Origin of the sequence: Mycolicibacterium diernhoferi, assembly GCF_019456655.1 — a bacterium.
GTDB lineage: Bacteria > Actinomycetota > Actinomycetes > Mycobacteriales > Mycobacteriaceae > Mycobacterium > Mycobacterium diernhoferi.
The window spans coordinates 5839499-5861294 of record NZ_CP080332.1 but is presented as its reverse complement, the minus strand read 5'-3'; the positions used below and the strand labels follow the sequence as shown (position 1 = coordinate 5861294).

Below are 21796 nucleotides of genomic sequence, written 5' to 3'. Positions count from 1 at the left end.
TTCCGTATCATCCCAGTTCAGAGCTCCTGAATTTAGGAATAGCAAACGGGTGTGACGAGGGTCTCGTTTGGCCGCCGAGTCGAGCGGGGCGGTCGGAGGGTCGCGGAATACCCGAAAACCCTTCGTGGCCAGCGTGATTGCCGTCCGGAATCGATCTGGGGCGGCCCGTCCCGACCGACGTGCGCGGCACCCTACTTAGGCCTGGCTAAGTTGGCACGTCACCCGGTGTTTGTCATATCGTTTTGATCACTTGTGGCGAGCGGGACAAATCCGTCGTTCAGTGCAGCACGAAGGCACCGCAATCGCCAAGCCGGTGACCGCCGGTATGCCGCTGGAGACAGTCGGCAGTACATGAAGCCCCTCTGGGGCTTTGAGAGTAAAGGTCAGGTGGGCTTGCCGATGGGAACACCCAACGGGCTGTACAACCCCGCGTATGAGCACGACTCCTGTGGTGTGGCCATGGTGGCCGACATCCACGGTCGTCGGAGCCGTGACATCGTCGACAAGGCGATCACTGCGCTGCTGAACCTCGAGCACCGCGGTGCCGCGGGCGCCGAGCCGAACACCGGTGACGGCGCCGGCATCCTGCTGCAGGTGCCGGACAAGTTCCTGCGCGCGGTCTGCACGGAACAGGAGGGCTTCGACCTTCCCCCCGAGGGCAGCTACGCCACCGGTATCGCGTTCCTGCCGCAGTCGGCGCGGGACGCCAATCTGGCCTGTGAGGCGGTGCAGAAGATCGTCGAGGCCGAGGGGCTGCAGCTGCTCGGGTGGCGCGACGTCCCGCATGACGACTCCTCGCTGGGTGCGCTGGCCCGCGATGCCATGCCCACGCTGCGCCAGGTGTTCATCGGCGGCGCCTCCGGCATGGAGCTGGAACGCCGTGCCTTCGTGATCCGCAAGCGCGCCGAACACGAACTCGGCACCAAGGGTCCGGGCCAGGACGGGCCGGGCCGCGAAACGGTCTACTTCCCAAGTCTTTCCGGTCAGACATTCGTCTACAAGGGCATGCTGACCACCCCGCAGCTGCGGGCGTTCTACCTGGACCTGCAGGATGACCGGCTGGAGAGCGCACTGGGCATCGTGCACTCGCGCTTCTCGACCAACACCTTCCCATCCTGGCCGCTGGCGCACCCGTTCCGCCGTGTCGCGCACAACGGTGAGATCAACACCGTCACCGGCAACGAGAACTGGATGAAGGCCCGCGAGGCGCTCATCCACACCGACGTCTTCGGCTACCACAACGATCTGAACAAGATCTTCCCGGTCTGTACGCCCGGGGCGTCGGACACCGCGCGTTTCGACGAGGTCCTGGAACTGCTGCACCTCGGTGGCCGCAGCATCGCCCACGCGATGCTGATGATGATCCCGGAGGCCTGGGAGCGCAACGAGAACATGGACCCCGCGCTGCGGGCGTTCTACCAGTACCACGGCTCGCTGATGGAGCCCTGGGACGGCCCGGCGTCGGTGTGCTTCACCGACGGCACCGTCATCGGGGCGGTACTGGACCGCAACGGGCTGCGTCCGGGCCGAATCTGGGTCACCAACGACGGCCTGGTCGTGATGGCATCCGAGGCCGGCGTGCTCGACCTCGATCCGGCCACCGTGGTCAAGAAGATCCGGCTGCAACCGGGCCGGATGTTCCTGGTGGACACCGCGCAGGGCCGCATCGTCTCCGACGACGAGATCAAGTCCGAGCTGGCCGCCGCCCAGCCGTACCAGGAGTGGCTCGACGCCGGACTGTTCCACGTCGACGAGCTGCCCCCGGGCAAGTACGTCAAGATGCCGCATCACCGGGTGGTGCTGCGCCAGCAGGCCTTCGGTTACACCTACGAGGAACTGAACATCCTCGTCGCCCCGATGGCGCGCACCGGCGCCGAGGCGCTGGGTTCGATGGGCACCGACACCCCCATCGCGGTGCTCTCCAATCGGCCGCGGATGCTCTACGACTACTTCCAGCAGCTGTTCGCGCAGGTGACCAATCCGCCGCTGGATGCCATCCGCGAAGAGGTGGTGACCAGCCTGCAGGGCACCGTCGGCCCCGAGGGTGACCTGCTCAACCCGGACGAGAATTCGTGCCGCCAGATCGTGCTGCCGCAGCCGATCCTGCGCAACGCCGACCTGTCCAAGCTCATCGACGTGGACCCCGACCACGAGATCCGCGGCCACAAGCACGGCATGCGGGCCGCGGTGGTCAGCTGCCTGTACCCGGTCGCCGACGGCGGCGCGGGCCTGCGCCGCGCGCTGGAGGACGTCCGCTCACGCGTCTCGCAGGCCATCCGCAACGGCGCGCGCATCATCGTGCTGTCCGACCGCGAATCCAACGAGTGGCTCGCGCCGATCCCGTCACTGTTGTCGGTGGCCGCCGTGCACCACCACCTGGTTCGGGAGCGCACCCGCACCCAGGTCGGGCTGGTCGTCGAATCCGGCGACGCCCGCGAGGTGCACCACATGGCGATGCTGTGTGGGTTCGGCGCGGCGGCGATCAACCCCTACATGGCCTTCGAGTCGATCGACGACATGATCGACCGCGGTGTCATCACCGGGCTGACCAGTGACCAGGCCAAGGCCAACTACGTCAAGGCCGCGGGCAAGGGCGTGCTGAAGGTGATGTCCAAGATGGGCATCTCCACCCTGGCCTCCTACACCGGCGCCCAGCTGTTCCAGGCCATCGGCATCAACCAGCGTGTGCTGGACGAGTACTTCTCCGGATTGCACTGCCCCACAGGCGGAATCGATCTCGACGACATTGCCGCCGACGTCGCGGCACGGCACGAACTGGCCTACCTGGACCGGCCCGAGGAGTGGGCGCACCGCGAGCTCGAGGTGGGTGGCGAGTACCAGTGGCGCCGTGAGGGCGAGTACCACCTGTTCAACCCGGACACCGTGTTCAAGCTGCAGCACTCCACCCGCACCGGGCAGTACTCGGTGTTCAAGGAGTACACCAAGCTGGTCGACGACCAGAGTGAGCGGATGGCCTCGCTGCGTGGCCTACTGAAGTTCAAAGAGGGTGTGCGCGAACCGGTTCCGATCGACGAGGTGGAGCCGGCCAGCGAGATCGTCAAGCGGTTCTCCACCGGCGCGATGAGCTACGGCTCCATCTCCGCCGAGGCGCACGAGACGCTCGCAATCGCGATGAACCGGCTCGGAGGCCGGTCCAACTCCGGTGAGGGCGGCGAGAGCGTGGACCGCTTCGAGCCCGACGCGAACGGCGATTGGCGCCGCAGCGCCATCAAGCAGGTGGCCTCGGGCCGCTTCGGTGTGACGTCGCACTACCTGACCAACTGCACCGACATCCAGATCAAGATGGCCCAGGGCGCCAAGCCCGGTGAGGGCGGTCAGCTTCCGGGTCACAAGGTGTACCCGTGGGTCGCCGAGGTCCGGCACTCCACGCCGGGAGTCGGTCTGATCTCGCCGCCGCCGCACCACGACATCTACTCGATCGAGGATCTGGCTCAGCTGATCCACGATCTGAAGAACGCCAACCCGTCCGCTCGTGTCCACGTGAAACTCGTGAGCGAGAACGGGGTGGGCACCGTCGCCGCCGGCGTCTCCAAGGCGCACGCCGACGTGGTGCTCATCTCCGGGCACGACGGCGGTACCGGCGCCACCCCGCTGACCTCGCAGAAGCACGCCGGCGCCCCGTGGGAGCTGGGCCTGGCCGAGACGCAGCAGACGCTGCTGCTCAACGGGTTGCGCGATCGCATCGTGGTGCAGGTCGACGGTCAGCTCAAGACCGGCCGCGACGTGGTGATCGCCGCTCTGCTCGGTGGTGAGGAGTTCGGTTTCGCCACCGCGCCGCTGGTGGTCTCGGGTTGCATCATGATGCGGGTCTGCCACCTGGACACCTGCCCGGTGGGTGTGGCCACCCAGAATCCGGTGCTGCGTGAGCGTTTCAACGGCAAGCCGGAGTTCGTGGAGAACTTCTTCCTGTTCATCGCCGAAGAGGTCCGGGAACTCATGGCGCAGTTGGGCTTCCGCACCATCAACGAGATGGTCGGCCAGGTCGGCGCGCTGGACACCGCCCAGGCCGCCGCACACTGGAAGGCGCACAAGCTCGATCTGACGCCGGTGCTGCACGAGCCCGAGTCGGCGTTCATGAACCAGGATCTGTACTGCAGTTCGCAGCAGGACCACGGTCTGGACAAGGCGCTGGATCAGCAGTTGATCGTGCAGTGCCGGGAAGCCATCGACGACGGTTCTCCGGTGCGATTCACCACCAAGATCGCCAACGTGAACCGCACCGTGGGAACGATGCTGGGCCACGAGGTCACCAAAGCCTATGGTGCTCAGGGCCTTCCGGATGGCACCATCGACGTCACCTTTGAGGGGTCGGCGGGGAACAGCTTCGGCGCATTTGTGCCGCGCGGTATCACGCTGCGGGTGTACGGCGATGCCAACGACTACGTCGGCAAGGGGCTTTCCGGAGGCCGCATCGTGGTCCGGCCGTCGGACAAGGCGCCCAGTGGCTATGTCGCAGAAGACAACATCATCGGCGGCAACGTGATCCTGTTCGGCGCCACCAGTGGGCAGGCCTACCTGCGCGGTGTGGTCGGCGAGCGGTTCGCGGTCCGCAACTCCGGCGCGCACGCGGTGGTCGAGGGCGTCGGTGACCACGGTTGCGAGTACATGACCGGCGGCCGGGTGGTGATCCTGGGCCGGACCGGCCGCAACTTCGCGGCGGGCATGTCCGGCGGCGTCGCGTTTGTCTACGACCCGGATGGCGTTCTGCCGGGCAACGTGAACGGAGAGATGGTCGATCTTGACAGTTTGGACGATGGCGACACCGAATGGCTGCGGGAAATGATCGTGGCACACGTTGATGCGACGGATTCGGCAGTGGGTCAACGGATTCTTGCGGACTGGCCGGCGCAGCAGGCCCACTTCGTGAAGGTGATGCCCCGTGACTACAAGCGGGTGCTGAGCGCGATCGCGGAGGCCGAAGCCGCCGGCGAAGACGTGGGCCACGCGATCATGGCGGCCGCTCGTGGCTGATCCGAACGGTTTCCTCAAGCACACCGCCCGGCAGACCCCGGCCCGGCGGCCGGTCGATCTGCGCCTCAAGGACTGGAAAGAGGTCTACGAGGAGTTCTCCGACGAGACCCTGAAGGATCAGGCCTCGCGGTGTATGGACTGCGGTATTCCCTTCTGCCACAACGGCTGTCCGCTGGGGAACCTGATTCCCGAGTGGAACGATCTGGTGTACCGGGACCGTTGGCGCGACGGGATCGAGCGCCTTCACGCCACCAACAACTTCCCGGAGTTCACCGGCCGGCTGTGCCCGGCGCCGTGTGAGGCGGCCTGCGTGCTGGGTATCAACCAGGACGCGGTGACCATCAAGCAGGTCGAGGTGGAGATCATCGACCACGCCTGGGACAACGACTGGGTCAAGCCGGTGGTCCCGACGGTGCGCACCATGAAGAAGGTCGCCGTCGTCGGCTCCGGCCCGGCCGGGCTGGCCGCCGCTCAGCAGCTGACCCGGGCCGGACACTCGGTCACGGTGTTCGAACGTGCGGACCGCATCGGCGGCCTGCTGCGCTACGGCATCCCCGAGTTCAAGATGGAAAAGCGCCACATCGACCGTCGTCTGGAACAGATGAAGGCCGAGGGCACCCAGTTCCGCACCGGCGTGAACGTCGGCGTCGACATCACCGTCGAGCAGCTGAACGAAGATTTCGACGCCGTGGTGCTGGCCGGCGGTGCGACCGCCTGGCGCGATCTGCCGATCCCGGGCCGCGAGCTCGACGGCATCCATCAGGCCATGGAGTACCTGCCGTGGGCCAACAAGCTGCAGCAGGGCGACGACGTGGCGGGCCCGGACGGCGAGCCGCCGATCACCGCCAAGGGCAAGAAGGTCGTCATCATCGGCGGTGGCGACACCGGAGCGGACTGCCTGGGCACCGCGCACCGTCAGGGTGCGGCCAGCGTGCACCAGTTCGAGATCATGCCCCGGCCCCCGGAGACGCGCGCCGAGTCGACCCCCTGGCCGACCTACCCGCTGATGTTCCGGGTCGCCTCGGCACACGAAGAGGGCGGCGAGCGGGTGTTCTCGGTGAACACCGAGCAGTTCGTCGGCACCGACGGGCGGGTGTCCTCGCTGAAGGTGCACGAGGTCGAGATGAAGGCCGGCAAGTTCGAGAAGGTCGAGGGGTCCGATTTCGATCTGGACGCCGACATCGTCTTCCTGGCGATGGGCTTCGTCGGACCCGAACGGGAAGGTCTGCTGACCGACCTGGGCGTGGAACTGACCGACCGCGGCAACGTCGCCCGTGACAGGGACTTCCAGACCAACATCCCGGGCGTTTTCGTGGCCGGAGATATGGGCCGCGGGCAGTCCCTGATCGTGTGGGCGATCGCCGAGGGCCGGGCCGCGGCCGCCGGGGTGGACCGTTACCTGATGGGTCACTCGGCGCTGCCACGTCCGATCGAGCCGACGGCGGCACCTCAGCGCTAGGCGTATCAGCAACTTCTGTCACGGCAGAAACATCAGATTTTTCGGTCGGCGCGCCTCGTGGTGTTAGCCGCGTCACAGGTATCTAATGGTGGCGCAGGGGTCGTGCGGGTAAAGTGACCCCACGGTGCAGCTATTCGCCGAACGCAGGAGTTTCTGCCGTGTACAACAACCCCAATTCACGGTCCCGGATGAGTCGAATCGCCTGGTCGTGGCTTCGTCACCCAGTGCGCAGCCGCGAGTTTCCAGCTAAGCGCGAACGTCTCATCACGCCCGCCGAGTTAATGCGCTACGGCGTCTGATCGGCCCGTCCGCCGCGAGGGCCCAGTGCTGGCGACCCCCGCGGCAGGCGTTTGCCAAATCGTGATTATTTCGTGACCGTCAGTTTCTGGGTGCCGGTAGCGAGCCCGGAATCGCGGATGGCCTCGGCGAGCGGCTCCAGCACCGCGGTGTCATACGGCGGCGGCAGGTAGATGATCGCCAGATCCAGGCCCTCGGCGCCGAGTGCGGCCGCCTCGTCGATCACCTTCGCGTAGTCGCGGTCCTCGCCCAATCGGACGTGCGCGGACAGGGTTATCTCCTTCGGATCCCGGCCGATGTCGGCGCAGTGCGCGGCCAGCACGTCGCGCTTGCGGGCGAACTCCTCGGGCGGGCCGCCCACGAAGTTCCAGTGGTCGGCGTACTTGGCGGTGATCTTGAGGGTGCGCTTTTCGCCGCTACCGCCGATGCAGAACGGCGGGTGTGGCTGCTGTGGACCCTTGGGCTCGTTGCGGGCGTCCTTGAGCTGATAGAACTTTCCGTCGAAGGTCACGGTCTCCTGGCTGAGCAGCCCCTTGAGGATCTCGCAGGCCTCCTCGAAGCGGTCGAAACGCTCCCTGATGCTGCCCAGCTCGATGCCGTAGGCGCCGGACTCCTCCTCGTTCCAGCCGGCGCCGATGCCGAGTTCCAGGCGGCCACCCGAGATGATGTCCAGCGCCGAGGCCATATTGGCCAGCACCGCCGGGTGGCGGTAATGGATACCGGTCACCAGCACGCCGACCCGGAGCCGCTCGGTGGCCTGGGCCAGTGCGGTCAGCGTGGTCCAGCCCTCGAGGCAGGGGCCGGTCGAGTCGGAGAAGATCGGATAGAAGTGATCGAACGTCCAGCCGGACTGGTAGACGTCGATATCGTCCGCGGCCTTCCAGATGGCCAGCATGTCGGACCAGGTCGTGTTCTGCGGTGAGGTTTTGAAGGCAAAGTCCACACTTGGGCAACGACGCAGCGGGGGGAAGAAATTCCTTGCCGCTCAGCGCGGCGCCGGGGTCACGGTGACCGGTATCGCGCTCATCCGCGGCTGTCCCGAATATCGGTCGAAGTCGACGGTGACATCGGCCAACCGCGCGGTGCTGGCGCCGTCCTGGGTGGGCGTATCCACGTCGGGGAAGGCGTTGCCGTAGGCGTGGCTCATCGACACCACGCCCGGTCTGACGGACTCGTCGAGGCTCACGATGGCGATGACGGCGGCGCGCGGCGAGGTGATGCACACCAGCTCGTCGGGAGCCACTCCGAGGCGGGCCGCGTCCTCGGGATTCAGATACGCCGGGTTGTGGCGGCGTCCCCCGCGGGCAGCCATGGCGTTGTAAGACGAATTGGTGGTGTGCATTTCGCGCCGCGAGATCAACATCATGTCCGCGGTGTGGCCTCGCGCGAGGTCGTGGGCAGCGCCTGCGAGGTCAACCAGCATCTGCGGGTTGGCGACATCGAGATGGGTCGGGGCGTTCGGATCGGCAGGCGCGACGACGGTGGCGGGCTCGGCGGCGAGGTCGCCCTCGACCCCGTCCGGATGGCCGCGGACCAGGTCCAACGGAATCCGTGAACCCTGGCACACGATGTCGAGCAGTTCCTCCTCGGTGGGTGGGTGCGTCATGTCCAGCGGGACGGGCCCGACCACCCCCAGTGGGTGAGGGGCGTCGATCTGTACGTCCATCCGCTGCGCGAGACCGTAGAAGAACTCCCATTCGGTCAGCAGATCACTGCCCTCGGGGGCGTCGAGGACGGCCGGCCCGTAGTAGGCGTACGGAGCTCCCGGCCCGATCCCGGCGGCCTGCAGATAGTCCAGAATCTGGCTGACATGCGGTGTCTCGAGCGGCATTCGCGGGGCGATGACGTAGTCGGCATAGCGGGCCGTGTGGGACATGAACGGGTCTATCTGCACCAACAGGTCGAGAGCCGACATCGCCTCGGCCGTCCGGATCTGATCCGGCCATGCGGCAATGGGGTTGCCGCCGATGCTGAACAGCGCGCGGACCTGCCCCTCGCCGGGGGTCAGGATCTCCTCGGCCAGCCCGGACACCGGCATCCCCGCCGCGGAGTTGCTCAGGCCCCGGACCCGCATGGCCTCCCCGAGCCCGTTCGGCGGGTACGGCGGGAGCGCCTGGGCCACCGCCGGCAGCGCCGGATACAGCGAGACCGGGTCGGCGACGACCTCGCCGGCGCGGCGTCGATTCCCGCACAGCGCACCGAGATTGAGGATCAGGTACTCCAGCAGCGTCCCGGACTGGGCCATATTGGGTCCGGTCCCGGCGTCGATGTACCCGCGGGACGCGCCGGCGAACATCCGGGCCGCCGTCACGAGATCGTCGGGATCCAGATCGGCCGCCGCGGCAACTGTGCCGGGGTCGAACGGCTCTACGGCAGCGCGCAGGTCGGCCAATCCGACGACGTTGTCGGCCACAAACTGGCTGTCGATGAGGTCCTCGGCGAGGATGACCTTGATCATCGCCGCCAGGATGGCGACGTCATGTCCCGGCAGCGGCTGCAGGAAAAGCTCGGCCCGACGGGCGGTTTCGGTCCGGCGCGGGTCGATGACGATGAGCCGGCCGCCGGACTCGAGTTTCTGGGTCAGCCATTTGCCGTGATTTCCCAACGGCAATCCCAGCATGCTGACCAACGGGTTCGCGCCGATCAGCATCAGCACATCGGCCTCGTCGGGGCCGTAGCGGCCACCCAGCCACATGCCGTGCAGTGCAGGGGCAATGGCCTTGCCGGGCTGGTCGATGGTGACGGATTCGAACACCATCGGGGTACCGATGCCGGCCAGGAAGCCTTTGATCACCGGCATCGACGCGCCCGCGGACTGGAAGGCCTGGGTCCCGAAGTACGCCGAGATCGAACGCGGCCCGTGATCGTCGAGCAGGCCCTGCAGCCGGGCCGCGATCTCGTCCATCGCCTGTGCCGAAGAGATCGGTGCGTAACCGCCGTCCGGGCCGCGCTTGAGCGACTGCAGCAATCGGTCCGGTGAGTAGTGGTACTCGAGCTGGCCACGGCCCTTGACGCAGGTGAAGCCGTCATAGTGCCGGTTCGCTTTGTTTCCGCGCACTTTCACCGCCCGGCCCGCGACGACGTCGACCTCGATCGGGCAGCAGTTGTGGCAGACCGCGCACAGCGTCTTGTGCGTGGTGTCCTCGGTGGCCATCGTCGGTGGCGATCCTCTCGGCTAGCCGGGCAGACTGAAATGACGCAGCGGCACGGTCCGCACTGTTAATTAATCGGACAATATAATAGTGGGCTAGAACACACAATCCCCGGCGTGAACCGCAGATGGAAGCCGGCGTCGGCGCCGAGACCAGGTTCAACAGCGGTGAAGTCCGGGCACACTGGAATCCATGGAGCCTTTGGACCCCGTACGCGCCCTGCGCCGCATCGCGTACTACAAGGACCGGGCCCGGGAGGACTCCCGCCGGGTGATGGCCTACCGCAAGGCCGCCGACGTGGTGGAGGCGATGACGCCCGAACATCGGGAGCGGGTCGGCAAGACCAACAGCTGGCAGACCCTCCCGGGCATCGGACCCAAGACCGCGAAGGTCATCGAGCAGGCCTGGGCGGGCCGCGAACCGGAAACCCTGGTGGCGTTGCGAGAAGCCGCGACCGATCTCGGTGGAGGCGAGATCCGGGCCGCGCTCAAAGGCGATCTGCATCTGCATTCGAACTGGTCGGACGGCTCGGCCCCGATCGAGGAGATGATGGAAGCCGCGCAGGAGCTGGGCCACGAATACTGCGCGCTGACCGACCATTCGCCTCGGCTGACCGTCGCCAACGGGCTGTCCCCGGAGCGGCTACGCCACCAGCTCGACGTGATCGACGAACTGCGCGAACGGTTTTCGATGCGGATCCTGACCGGGATCGAGGTCGACATCCTGATCGACGGAACCCTCGACCAGGAACCCGAGCTGCTGGAGCGGGTGGATATCGTCGTGGCCAGCGTGCATTCCAAACTGAAGATGGACGCGCCGGCGATGACCCGGCGGATGGTGCGGGCGGTGTCCAGCGGGCAGGCCGACATCCTGGGTCACTGCACCGGCCGACTGGTGGCCGGCAACCGCGGGATCCGGCCGGAATCGACTTTCGACGCGGAGACGGTCTTCACCGCCTGCCGGGACAACGGTGTTGCGGTGGAGATCAATTCGCGTCCCGAGCGACGCGACCCGCCGACCCGGTTGTTGAATCTGGCGTTGGAGATCGGATGCGAATTCTCGATCGACACCGATGCCCACGCCCCCGGCCAACTCGACTTCCTGGGCTACGGGGCCCAGCGCGCGCTGGACGCCGGTGTGCCGACCGAGCGCATCATCAATACCTGGCCGGCGGACCGGCTGCTGGAGTGGGCGCACTGATTCGGCTCAATCCGGCAGCATCGGCATCTCCAGGCCCGGGTCGCGGCCCAGCAGAACACCGCGTGTCACCGAGGCGTTGCCGAACCGCTGCCGCACCATGTCCACCGCGGCGTCCAGCGCGATCGGATCCGCCGGGCCCGCGAACGGCAGCTCCAGCTGGGCGGCGCCGTCGGCATCGATATTGGACACCGCGAAACCCACAAGGGTCAGCCCGCGTTCGGCGATCAGCGGGGCGGCGGCGGCCACCAGCTCGCGGGCCGCGGCGAGCACCGCCTCGGTCGAGGAGGTGGCGCGCGGCAGCGTGTGCGAGCGGGTGGCCCGGCCGTAGTCGTCGAACCGCAGCCGCAGCACCACCGTGCGCCCGGTGCGCCCCGCCGCCCGCATCCGCCGGGTGATGCGGTCCACCAGATTCACCACCACCGCGTCGATCTCCTGATCAGACATGGTGTTTCCGGACCGGCCGAGCGCGCGCTGGGCGCCGACCGACCGGCGCCGCGTCCCGGTCACCACGCGGCGACGGTCGATGTTGTGCGCCAACGCGAAGAGCTGCCGGCCCATGGCGGGTCCGACCATGGTGCCCAGCGCAGGCTCGCTGAGTTCGGCCACGTCGGCCACCGTGTGAATGCCGTGCAGCCGCAGCTTCTCCGCGGTCGTGGCGCCGACACCCCAGAGCCGGCGGACCGGCAGCGGGTGCAGGAAGGCCAGCTCCCGGTCCGGCGGCACCAGGAGCAGCCCGTCCGGCTTGGCCTCCTGGCTGGCGACCTTGGCGAGGAACTTGGTGCGGGCGATCCCGACCGTGATGGGCAGCCCGACGTCGACCAGGACCCGCTCGCGTAGCCGTGCGCCGATCTGGACCGGAGTCCCCGACACCCGGCCCAGGCCGCCGACGTCGAGAAAGGCCTCGTCCACCGACACCGGTTCCACGAGCGGGGTGGTGTCCCGGAACACCTCGAACACCGCCCGGCTGGCCTCGGTGTAGGCCCGCATCCTGGGCGGGACCACGATCACCTGGGGGCACAGCCGCCGGGCCTGGCCACCGTTCATGGCGGTGCGCACGCCGTACGCCTTGGCCTCGTAGCTCGCGGCCAGCACAACGCCGCCGCCGACGATGACCGGTCGACCGCGCAGCGAGGGGTCATCACGCTGCTCGACCGAGGCGTAGAACGAGTCGAGATCGGCGTGCAGGATGTGGGCCCCGTCAGCAACCCGCGCTCCGGACACGAACATATGTTCGCACGGAGGTCTGACAGCTCAGGAACTGATGCCGTAGATGCTCGTCAACCAGATGTGGGTGAGGGTCTCGACGACCCGATCGGGCTCGACCGAGGGCCGCTCGTCGGTAAGGGCCGCCATCATCATCCGCTCGTTCATGAGGTTCAACGAGGTGGCCAGATCGAGGGCGGGCAGGGTAACCGGCGCCGCGCCACGCTGCCGCTCGGCCGTGATCAGGGCGGCCGTCAGATTGATCCACTTCTGCATCAGGCCGGCCCAGATGGCGCGGAACTCCGGGCTGGTGTTCACAGCCTCCGCGCCGGCGCGGGCGGTGGCCGGATGCGAGCCGAAGGAACTGAAGAAGATCTCGATGCCGCGGCGGATGGCCTCGCGAGGTTCGGTCGGCATGGATTCCAGTGCATCGTCGAAGCCGGTGTCCGCACGCTTGATCAGCGGGTCCAACAGCGACAGCAGGACCGCTTCCTTGGAGGCGAAGTAGAAGTAGAACGTCGGCCGGGAGATCCCGGCGCCCTTGGCCAGATCGTCGACGGAGATGTCGGCGAAGGACCGCTGCCCGATCAGTCGGGCAGCGGTGTCCAGGATCGCCTGCTGCCGTTCATCCCCGGAGGGGCGAGCGGCCCGGCGGCCGCGGCCGGTGCTGGCGATGGACACGGGCTTCACCTTAACACCGTGTCGACTTTCTCGACACACCGTTGACCGACTCAACACCATGTTGATACCGTCGGTACCATGACTGAACACCTCGACGTTGTGATCGTCGGCGCCGGCATCTCCGGCATCAGCACGGCCTGGCACCTGCAGGACCGCTGTCCGACCAAGAGCTACGCCATCCTGGAGCGCCGCGAGAACATCGGCGGCACCTGGGACCTGTTCAAATACCCCGGCATCCGGTCGGACTCCGACATGTTCACCCTCGGATTCCGGTTCAAGCCGTGGACGTCGGCCAAGGCCATCGCCGACGGGGAGTCCATCTGGAACTACATCAACGAGGCCGCGCAAGAGAACGGCATCGACAAGCACATCCGCACCGGGCACCGCGTCACCTCGGTGGACTGGTCGGACGCCGACAACCGCTGGACGGTCAACATCGAGGCCGGCGGTGAGCGTAAGCAGCTGACCGCATCCTTCCTGTCGGTGTGCAGTGGCTACTACAACTACGACGAGGGCTATGCGCCCGAGTTCCCCGGCGCCGCGGACTTCAAAGGTCAGGTCATCCACCCCCAGCACTGGCCCGAGGATCTGGACTACGCCGGCAAGAAGATCGTCGTCATCGGTTCGGGCGCCACCGCGATCACGCTCATCCCGTCGTTGGTGAACGAGGGCGCCGGGCACGTCACCATGCTGCAGCGCTCCCCGACGTACATCGGGGCGCTGCCGCTGGTGGATCCCATTGCCGCCAAAGCGAACAAGTACCTGCCCAAGAACGTTGCGCACGTGGTCAACCGCTGGAAGGCGATCGCGATGGCCACCGGCCAGTACCAGGTGGCGCGCCGCTTCCCGAAGGTGTTCAAGAAGGCGCTGCGCGACATGGCGACCCGCAAGCTCCCGGAGGGCTTCGACTACGAGAAGCACTTCAGTCCGCGGTATGACCCGTGGGATGAGCGAGTGTGCTTGGCGCCCAACGGCGATTTCTTCAAGACCATCCGGTCCGGTAAGGCCGACGTGGTCACCGACACCATCGAGACCTTCACCGAAACCGGCATCAAGCTGACCTCGGGTGCCGAGTTGGCGGCCGACATCATCATCACCGCAACGGGTTTGAACATGCAGCTGTTCGGCGGTGCGACCGCCACCCGCAACGGTGAACCGATCGACCTGACCAAGACCATGACCTACAAGGGCCTCATGCTCTCCGGGGTGCCCAATATGGCCATCACGTTCGGCTACACCAACGCGTCCTGGACGCTCAAGGCGGATCTGGTCTCCGAGTTCATCTGCCGCGTCCTCAATTACATGGACGCCAACGGCTACGACCGGGTGGAGCCGCAGCATCCCGGCGACGCGGTCGACGAGCAGCCCTTCATGGACTTCACTCCGGGCTACTTCCGCCGGGCCATCGACACGCTGCCGAAATCCGGCTCCGAGGCGCCCTGGAAGCTCAAGCAGAACTACTTCTTCGACCTGCGGCTGATCCGGCACGGCAAGGTCGACGAGGACGCACTGCTGTTCACCAAGCACCGCGCGGCGGTAGCGGCCGGCTAGCCACCAGACACAGAATCGCCCACTTCCGAAGGGAAGTGGGCGATTCTGTGTTCCCCCGCAAGCGGGAGGTACCCCCAGCTCGCGCTAGGAGGGTGCGGCGATGACCACGATCCCGTCCTCGTCGCTGTAGGCGACCTCGCCGGGCACGAACGTGACACCGCCGAACGACACCTCGATATCACGTTCGCCCGCACCGGTCTTGGTGCCCTTGCGGGGGTTGGTGCCCAGCGCCTTGATACCCACGCCGATGGTCCGCAGTGCGGCCGCGTCACGCACCGCGCCGTGCACGATCACCCCGGACCAGCCGTTCTCGGCCGCCAGACCGGCGATGATGTCGCCCACCAGCGCGGTGTGCAGCGAGCCGCCGCCGTCGACCACCAGCACCCCGCCGTCGCCCGGCGTGGACAGGATCGACTTGAGCAGCGCGTTGTCCTCGAAACAGCGCACCGTGGTGATCCGCCCGGCGAACTGCGCGGTACCGCCGAAGTTGCGCAACTGCAGATCGCAGCTGCGGACGTCGGGGTAGATCTCGTCGACAAGGTCAGCGGTCGCGCGGGGTTCGATGCTCACCTCATGATGCTAGCGACCACCACATCGGGGAAGAACCGTGCCGGTCCGCGTGACGGGTGAACTCAGTCCTCGTCGGAACTGCGGCGGGCCAGCAGCACCGCGATGATCGCCAGCAGTCCGACGCCGATCGCCACCGCCAGCGGCAACCGGGACTGCGCGGGCTCGGTGGTCGACAGCGCCGACGGTGTGGGAACCGCCGCGGCGACCGCTGACTTCGCTTGTGCGGCAACCTCTCTGGCGGCTTCCCTGGCGACCGCGGTCGGCTCGACGGGCTCGGCGGGCTCAGGGGCAACCGACGCTGCCTCGACCGGGGTGGTCTCGACCGGCGTCGCCTTGGGCGGCGCCGCCTTTGCCGGTGGGGCCTTCTTGGCGGGTGCGGCCTTCTTCGCGGCCGCCTTCTTCGCCGGCGCGGCCTTCTTGGCCGGCACAGCCTTTTTTGCGGGCGCGGCCTTCTTCGCCGGAGCCTTCTTCACGGGGGCCTCGCCGGCCGGTGGCGTGGCCGGGACCTGATCGGCGGGCGCCTTCTGTTCGGGAAGGTCCTGCTCGTCGGCCATGGGGCTGCTCCTTTGCGGTTCGTTGCGCAGTGTTTCCCATCATGCCAGTCCCGGAGGTGCCGCTAACCCGTGACCGCCAAGGCGGCCGCCAGCGTCAATGCCACCGCCATCAGCGCCAGCTCGGTGTCCGAGCGGCGGGTGGACACCTCGACGGTGCTCCGGTGGCCTCGCGCCGACGGCAGCCACCGCGACCTGTTCTGCCAGGCCAGCGCCATCAACGCGACGGTCACCACCAGCTTGGCCAGCAACAACCGGCCGTATCCGGTGCCGATCAGCGCACCGGGTGAACCCACCATCAGGACACCGCTGATCAGGCCGCCCGCCAGCAACGCCAGCACCGACCACAGCGACAGCACCGAGAAGCGCGGCAGCACCCTGGCCCACTGACCGCGGTGATCGATCAGGAGTACGAGCGCCGCCAACGCGCCACACCACAGGGCGGCAGCCAGTGCGTGCACGGTGACCGCGACGCCGCCGAGCGCACTTTCGGACAGATGCCCGGTCAGCGTGCGCGCCGCCGTCCCGACCGCGGCCACACCGGCGACCACCACGGATGCCTGCGGGGTGCGCGCCGCGATGCTCACGACGACCACCACGGCGGCGGCGGCCACACAGATCAGATCGGCCCGACCCGCCGCCGTCGCCACGATGAACTCGGTGGTGGTGCGCACGCTCAGATCGGTCACCGCGACCGCGGCGGTGGCGGCCGCCGTCGTCACCAGGCGGACCAACTCGGCCGCCAGCCACACCCAGGCGGCGACCACGAGTACGACGGCACTGCGGCTGGCGAGTTCGGCCCGGTGCCGCGAATCCTCCAGCAGCGGCACCACCGCGAGACCGAGGACCACGACGGCGGCGCCGTCGGCGGCGATGCGGGCCAGCATGGCCGCCGGGGCCAGGTCGGGACGAGCGAGGGCCCACGCCAGCACCGTGCTCAGCGCGACGACGAGGGCCCCCAGGCACGCCCGTCGGGTACGGGTCACGTGCGGCGTCGGCTCCACCACACGCCGGCGCCGACGAGCAGCACCGCGCCGACCACGAACGGCCATACCGGCAGCCCGTCATCGGCCGCCTCGGACGGTGCCGACGCGGGTGCCGGTTCCGGCACGACCGAGGACCCGGGCGTACCGGTCTGGGCGACGGTCAGATCGAACGACCACGACCCGCTGATGACATGACCATCGGCGGAGGTGACGCGGTAATTGGCTGTGTATGTGCCGGCCGGCCCGAGCGGGCGCAGACCGACCGTGGCGATGGGACCGTCGACCCGCACGTCACCGGTGGACCACAGATTGCCGTCCGGGCCGACCACGGTCATCGCCGCGAACGCGGTCTGCAGATCCTCGCTGAACGTGGCGCTGACCTGGGTCGGAGCCGTGGGCAGCGAGCTGTCGGCGGCCGGGTCCGAGGAGATCAGGGCCGCATGCGCGGACGCCGGGCCCGCGCCTGCCAGCGCAAGCACCGCCAACAACAGCGCCAGCAGCGGAGCCAGGATCCGTATCGGGGTGGTCATTGCTCAGCCCAGGCCGAGGCGGGCCAGCACGTCGGCGTCGATGCCGTCGAGCTGATCGCTGATGGCCGCGTGCGCGGCACGCCGCCGGGCCGACGGCATGTTCTCCGCGGCGGTCACGGCGGCGGACAGATCGGTCAACCGGTCATTGATGGCGGCCACGAACTGTTTCGTCTCGGCGTCCTTCGGGTTCTTCTCGGCGACCCGCCGGGTGGCCTGCTCGGCACCGTTGATGCGGGCGGACAGCATGGCACCGTGTCCGGAGAACTGGCCGAGCTGGGCCAGCGGCACACCGAGCTGATCCGCGCGGCGCTGGTCGAGCAGCCCGCGGACGGCGATGGCGCCGCGGTAGGCCACCGGCACGAGCACCGGCGCGAGCATCCGGGCCACCGTCAGCGACCGGCGAATCCTCAGCGGCGACAGCAGTTTGCCCTCCTGGACCGCCTTGAGCTGGGTCTGCGCCACCTTCAGGGCCGCGCGATCGGTGTCGCGCTGCGCCTTGAGCTGAGCTTTGAGAGCGTGTGCCTGCGCCTTGCGGTCGGCCTTGACGCGCCGGGCATCGTTCTTGGCGGCGAGTTTGGCCTCGAGTTTTGCCTTGGTCTTGGTAGCGCGTTTGATCGCCCGGGCCTCGGCTCGACGAACCGACCGGCTCTTGCGTCGCGTGAACAGGGCCATCGGCATTGCCTCCCGGTGATCTCATCCGCATCGCCGTGAACACGGCACCACGATGCGACCAACACTATCGCCCCACCGCCCGGACCACCGGCGGTGCCCTCACCGGGATGCGCATCACGTCCGGCAGCAAACAGTTGTCCGGGTGTATGCGACAATTGCCGAAACGAGTTACCGGAGCGCTGCTAGATGCCGTGAGGGGTGGTGACGACGTGGTTTCGCGCATGCGAGTCACCGCGGCTGCCTGTCTCGTCTCGTCAGGGCTGATCGTCTGCGCCACGTCCGGCGCGGTGGCCTCCGCCGAGCCCGAAGGCAGCGGCGACGGCTCCGGATCCGGTGCAGCAGGTGCGGCCACCGGGGAATCGTCGGGCCGGCTCGGCCGCAGCGCGCCGACCGCATCCCGGACGGTCACCCAGCCCAGATCCGCCGCCTCGCGGCCACCCGGCCCGGTGCGGACTCCGCGGCCCGCCGAAGAAGCCGGATCCGAGGGTGACAGCAAACTCTCCCAGGCTCGGGCCGGGCATGCGATGCGGGCCGGTGGCGCAGGGCGTTTCTCGAGTTGACCGGTTTCTGTGGTCCTCGACGAGGCATCGCGGGATAGTGAGATGTGAAGGAAAGGGACAGGAGGTGGTGATGTCATGCCAGCCAGTCGCCGCGTGACGCGCGCCGTGAGCGCCGTGCTCGACCTCGCTCCGCGCCGGGGTGAGGTATCTCTGCCTCGGCTGGTGGAGGCGGTCGCCGAAGATCAAGGCCGTCCCATCCAGATCAAGATGGCGGATCTGCCGTCCGGTGTGTGCGGGCAGTGGCGTCAGTACTCCGACCACGATGTGTTCCTGATCCAGAAGGGTCTGCCCGCCTGGGACCGGACCCTGGCCCACGAACTCGGTCACCTGGTGCTCGGGCACGCCGGCACGCCGGTGGTGGAGGCGGCCCGCGAGCGCATGGAGCTGGCCGGGTCCGATCTCATCGGCTACATGCTCAACCAGCGGACCGGGTGCATGGGCCCCGCCGGTGAGGAAGCCGAGCAGGAGGCCGAGGATTTCGCGGCCCTGCTGATCTATCGTCTCGGCCGGCTACCGTCCGATCGGTCCTCGATCGTTCAGGTGCGGCTCGGGGAGGCGTTTGGTTGATCATCTGGGTGATCGCCGGTCTGCTCGGACTGGCGACCGGCTTGCGAATCGGGTGGGCGCTTGTCAACAAGCAATCCCTGGTGAGTACCGCGATGATCCTCGCGCTGGGCAGTCTGGGCACCGTCGCAGCGCTGAACTGGCAGCCGCTGACCCTGCTGATCGACACCGCGCTGGGGTGGCCGAACGTGGCGGTCGCGCTCAGCCAGGTCGCTCTGATCGGTTGTGCGGCAGGCAGTTGCGTGATGATCACGACGGTGGCGTCGGACCGTAAACCGGCCGTCATCCGCCGACTCGCCATCGGCCAGTACTCGGTCGCGTTCGTCATCGCGATGGCCACCCTGGTGGCGTTCTTCCGGGCCGAGAAGGAACCGGAGATGGCGCCGGAGGAGTACATGCGGCGCAACCTGGCCCCGGGTGGCTCCTCGGCCTGGCTGCTGCCGTTGCTCTACGTGCTGCTGGCGCTGACGCTGGTCGCGTGGGCCGGGGTGCGGCACTCCAACCGCACCCGCCGCGGCCGGGCGCTGTTCGTCTTCAGCATCGGCATGGTGTTGATGGTGCTGGCCAGCGCCTTTTTCCTGCTGCGGGCGGTGGGGAACACCGATGTGCTCGGCGTGGGGGCGGCGGCGACGCTGCTGGGCTGCGCGATGCTGGTGGTGGCGGGCGGCTCGCTGCTGCCGAGCATCGAGGACTGGTTCGGGGCACGCCGGGAACTGCGGACGATCCAGCCGCTGCTGACCGAACTGCACACCCGCCATCCCGACGTCGGCATCGGGGTGCGTCCGCGTGGGCCGCTGCTGTTCCGGGTCGCCGAGCAGATGTCGCTGATCTCGGATTCGCTGTATCTGGAGGCCATTGCGGCTGAACGGGTGCGGATGCGCACCGCCGACACCTCGAGACAGCGGGACGAGGACGAGAGTGAGGCGTTGAACATCGCCGACATCGCCGATCTCGATTCGCCGCCGGTTCCCGCCGACGAGCAGGCCCGGGGTATCGCCGAGTGGATCTTCGCGGGCCGGAACGACGACGCGCACGCGGAGTTTCCGGGGCTGAACTGGTTGCGTCAGCCGACGACGTTCTCGGACCGGGAGTGGATCCTGGCCATCGCCGAACAGTTCCGCGACTTGGCGGCGGGCGCTCCGGCCGAAGCAGCGCGGAGCCAATGCTGAACGCCAGGTCCGGGCCCGCCGGGCTCTGAACGCAAAACGGTGCCGGCGCGCTGACGCGCGACGACACCGTGCGGCGGTGATCCCCGTGGGGGATCAGCCGTCGAGGTTCTCCCGGCGACGGAGTTCATCGACCTTCTGGGCCAGGTCCTGCTGAGACTCCGGGGACAGGCCGACGGTGCGAGCGGCGATGCGACGCACGCCCTCGTCCCGCATGTTGGCCAGCCAGGTCAGTTCCTTGTCCAGCTTCTCGTAGTACTCGTCGTCGGTGAAGTACGCCGGCTTGATACGGAAGAAGTTGGCCAGCGCGGTCATCGTCGTGGCCGACGGATTGGTCCGGTTGCCGGAACGCAACTGGGACAGATACGGGGCCGACATGGTGACACCTTCGGCCTTCAGCGCGCCGATCACCTCGGCAGATGTGTGCGGGCCGCGTCCAGGAGGGTAAACCGTGTCGAAGAGGCGGTTCAGTCGCGCGGCGAACGTCTTGCTCATCTAACTTTCCTCCACATGGCCTACGAGCTGTCTGCAATAGGTTCGTATTTGCTGATCATCGTAGCGATTGTTAGCGCCACAACCAAGTGCAAACCACTGAAAACTAACAGTACCCCTCCTGTGCGGACATTGCAGGGTCCTGTAGCAGCACGTCAACATCACAATCGTGCTGGAAGAGCGGGCGCTGGCGAACCTGAAACTGACGGACGTGCTGTTTTGCCGGGATCGGCAGATCTCGACACGTTGTCACAGCAACCCCATAGCTGATCGGTGGGGGGATGGCGTTGCACAGCAAATGCCCGCGTGACCTTTGCTGATGGTGCCGGCGAAGCCGGGGACGGCCGGATCTGGGGCCGCTGCGGCGCGTATAACACGAACCCTGAACTCGGCACATGCCGAACGTACAAATAGGTACGGAAAGTTGACCGTCCGTTTGCTGTATGCGACCGCCGGCGGCTAGGCGGCGAGCAGCATCGCCAGGATGGCGGTGTCCGGGTGGCTGATCGGGTCCACGCCGACTCGGCTCACCATCGAGGTGATGGTGCCGTCGGCTTCGGCCTCCACCCAGGCGGCCCGGTGTTCCAGGCCGAGGTGCGGGATGCCCGGCAGCAGGACGCACCCGGAGGCCGCCCCCGCGCATTCGGGTAACGACGGGGTGGTCTCCGAGGGCGGGTGCAACATCAGCAGGGCGGGCGGCTGGTGCTCGGCGAAGAATCCCGGCGGGACGGCGGAATCACCGATGACCGGCCCCTCGGCCAGGACCAGCCCCACGGTGCCGGGTGCGGGCTCGTCGGGCAGCTCCTCGCGCACTCCGAAGACCGTCGTGGTGTCCAGCAGTCCGGGCAGCGATGCGACCCGCACGGCGACCATGAGCAGCTGCGCCCATTCCTTGGTGGAATCCGGCCAGCGACCCGACACCACGAACCCCTTCAGGGTTCCATGCGAATGGAACGGGGCGATCTCGACCGCCCGACCGGATCCGGTGTCCATCTGGCCTCCGAACAGTGCTTCGTCAGGTTCTTCCGACACTGCTGTGGGTCGTGGTGCACAGGATGCGCCAGGGGCGCGTTAGCACGCAAGAGGACGCGAGTGCCAGAAGGTGCAGGGCCGGCGCATGCAGAAGGGCCCCGCGTGCCGAAGCATGCGGGGCCCTTGCGGAAAGCTGTT

At 67.7% G+C, this 21796-nt stretch carries 18 protein-coding genes; 7 read left to right on the top strand and 11 right to left on the bottom strand.

Going from position 1 to position 21796, the window contains the following annotated elements; translation table 11 throughout:
* Positions 1 to 399: 399 nt before the first annotated feature.
* Both gltB and K0O62_RS27880 read left to right on the top strand, forming a co-directional pair.
* Positions 400 to 4992, top strand: a complete 4593-nt coding sequence (gene gltB, locus K0O62_RS27885) for a glutamate synthase large subunit (protein ID WP_073857353.1) — start codon at positions 400 to 402, stop codon at positions 4990 to 4992.
* A complete protein-coding gene (locus tag K0O62_RS27880) occupies positions 4985 to 6451 on the top strand; it encodes a glutamate synthase subunit beta (RefSeq protein ID WP_073857352.1) in 1467 nt (488 codons plus the stop codon). Before gltB ends, K0O62_RS27880 begins: the two co-directional genes overlap by 8 nt.
* 364 nt (positions 6452 to 6815) lie before the next feature.
* On the opposite strand, the gene K0O62_RS27875 is transcribed toward K0O62_RS27880, so the two are convergent.
* Together K0O62_RS27875 and K0O62_RS27870 are read right to left on the bottom strand one after the other, a co-directional pair.
* Positions 6816 to 7691, bottom strand: a complete 876-nt coding sequence (locus tag K0O62_RS27875; protein WP_073857351.1) for an LLM class F420-dependent oxidoreductase — start codon at positions 7689 to 7691, stop codon at positions 6816 to 6818.
* 42 nt (positions 7692 to 7733) lie between these two features.
* Entirely contained in the window at positions 7734 to 9902 is a 2169-nt protein-coding gene (locus K0O62_RS27870) for a molybdopterin-containing oxidoreductase family protein (protein ID WP_073857350.1), read from the bottom strand.
* Between the two features lie 199 nt (positions 9903 to 10101).
* Between K0O62_RS27870 and K0O62_RS27865 the strand changes: the two genes are divergently transcribed.
* The gene (locus K0O62_RS27865) at positions 10102 to 11100 is read left to right on the top strand and encodes a PHP domain-containing protein (protein WP_073857387.1); all 999 of its coding nucleotides are present in this window, start codon (positions 10102 to 10104) and stop codon (positions 11098 to 11100) included.
* Positions 11101 to 11106: 6 nt separating this feature from the next.
* Here the strand turns inward: K0O62_RS27865 and dinB are convergent, their stop codons facing one another.
* Both dinB and K0O62_RS27855 read right to left on the bottom strand, forming a co-directional pair.
* The gene (dinB, locus tag K0O62_RS27860) at positions 11107 to 12327 is read right to left on the bottom strand and encodes a DNA polymerase IV (RefSeq protein WP_073857349.1); all 1221 of its coding nucleotides are present in this window, start codon (positions 12325 to 12327) and stop codon (positions 11107 to 11109) included.
* A 24-nt stretch (positions 12328 to 12351) separates the two neighbouring features.
* A complete protein-coding gene (locus K0O62_RS27855) occupies positions 12352 to 12984 on the bottom strand; it encodes a TetR/AcrR family transcriptional regulator (RefSeq protein WP_073857348.1) in 633 nt (210 codons plus the stop codon).
* Positions 12985 to 13062: 78 nt separating this feature from the next.
* On the opposite strand from K0O62_RS27855, the gene K0O62_RS27850 reads away from it, so the two are divergent.
* Positions 13063 to 14535 (top strand): flavin-containing monooxygenase, encoded by a 1473-nt coding sequence (locus K0O62_RS27850; RefSeq protein WP_073857347.1) that lies wholly within the window; start codon positions 13063 to 13065, stop codon positions 14533 to 14535.
* An 84-nt stretch (positions 14536 to 14619) separates the two neighbouring features.
* On the opposite strand, the gene rraA is transcribed toward K0O62_RS27850, so the two are convergent.
* The 5 genes from rraA to K0O62_RS27825 all read right to left on the bottom strand — a co-directional run bounded on the left by rraA (position 14620) and on the right by K0O62_RS27825 (position 17844).
* Complete coding sequence (gene rraA, locus K0O62_RS27845) at positions 14620 to 15105, bottom strand: ribonuclease E activity regulator RraA (RefSeq protein WP_073857346.1); 486 nt, start codon at positions 15103 to 15105, stop codon at positions 14620 to 14622.
* 62 nt (positions 15106 to 15167) lie between these two features.
* The gene (locus tag K0O62_RS28940; protein ID WP_073857345.1) at positions 15168 to 15659 is read right to left on the bottom strand and encodes a hypothetical protein; all 492 of its coding nucleotides are present in this window, start codon (positions 15657 to 15659) and stop codon (positions 15168 to 15170) included.
* 62 nt (positions 15660 to 15721) lie between these two features.
* Positions 15722 to 16642, bottom strand: a complete 921-nt coding sequence (locus K0O62_RS27835) for a CopD family protein (protein ID WP_073857386.1) — start codon at positions 16640 to 16642, stop codon at positions 15722 to 15724.
* Positions 16639 to 17172 (bottom strand): copper resistance CopC family protein, encoded by a 534-nt coding sequence (locus K0O62_RS27830; protein WP_073857344.1) that lies wholly within the window; start codon positions 17170 to 17172, stop codon positions 16639 to 16641. The genes K0O62_RS27835 and K0O62_RS27830 overlap by 4 nt, the downstream gene beginning before the upstream one ends.
* 3 nt (positions 17173 to 17175) lie before the next feature.
* The gene (locus K0O62_RS27825) at positions 17176 to 17844 is read right to left on the bottom strand and encodes a DUF6474 family protein (protein WP_073857385.1); all 669 of its coding nucleotides are present in this window, start codon (positions 17842 to 17844) and stop codon (positions 17176 to 17178) included.
* A 221-nt stretch (positions 17845 to 18065) separates the two neighbouring features.
* Here K0O62_RS27825 and K0O62_RS27820 point away from each other — a divergent pair, with 221 nt between their 5' ends.
* From K0O62_RS27820 to K0O62_RS27810, 3 genes are all read left to right on the top strand, one after another.
* A complete protein-coding gene (locus K0O62_RS27820) occupies positions 18066 to 18404 on the top strand; it encodes a hypothetical protein (RefSeq protein WP_131817416.1) in 339 nt (112 codons plus the stop codon).
* A 75-nt stretch (positions 18405 to 18479) separates the two neighbouring features.
* Positions 18480 to 18971 carry an ImmA/IrrE family metallo-endopeptidase gene (locus tag K0O62_RS27815; protein ID WP_073857343.1) on the top strand — a complete coding sequence of 164 codons (492 nt, stop codon included), beginning with the start codon at positions 18480 to 18482 and terminating at the stop codon, positions 18969 to 18971.
* Positions 18968 to 20137 carry a hypothetical protein gene (locus K0O62_RS27810; protein WP_073857342.1) on the top strand — a complete coding sequence of 390 codons (1170 nt, stop codon included), beginning with the start codon at positions 18968 to 18970 and terminating at the stop codon, positions 20135 to 20137. The genes K0O62_RS27815 and K0O62_RS27810 overlap by 4 nt, the downstream gene beginning before the upstream one ends.
* A 93-nt stretch (positions 20138 to 20230) precedes the next feature.
* Here K0O62_RS27810 and K0O62_RS27805 read toward each other — a convergent pair whose 3' ends face one another.
* Together K0O62_RS27805 and K0O62_RS27800 are read right to left on the bottom strand one after the other, a co-directional pair.
* Positions 20231 to 20629, bottom strand: a complete 399-nt coding sequence (locus K0O62_RS27805; protein WP_030137603.1) for a helix-turn-helix transcriptional regulator — start codon at positions 20627 to 20629, stop codon at positions 20231 to 20233.
* A gap of 456 nt (positions 20630 to 21085) precedes the next feature.
* Positions 21086 to 21619 carry a peptidase gene (locus K0O62_RS27800; RefSeq protein ID WP_073857341.1) on the bottom strand — a complete coding sequence of 178 codons (534 nt, stop codon included), beginning with the start codon at positions 21617 to 21619 and terminating at the stop codon, positions 21086 to 21088.
* Between the last annotated feature and the right edge of the window lie 177 nt (positions 21620 to 21796).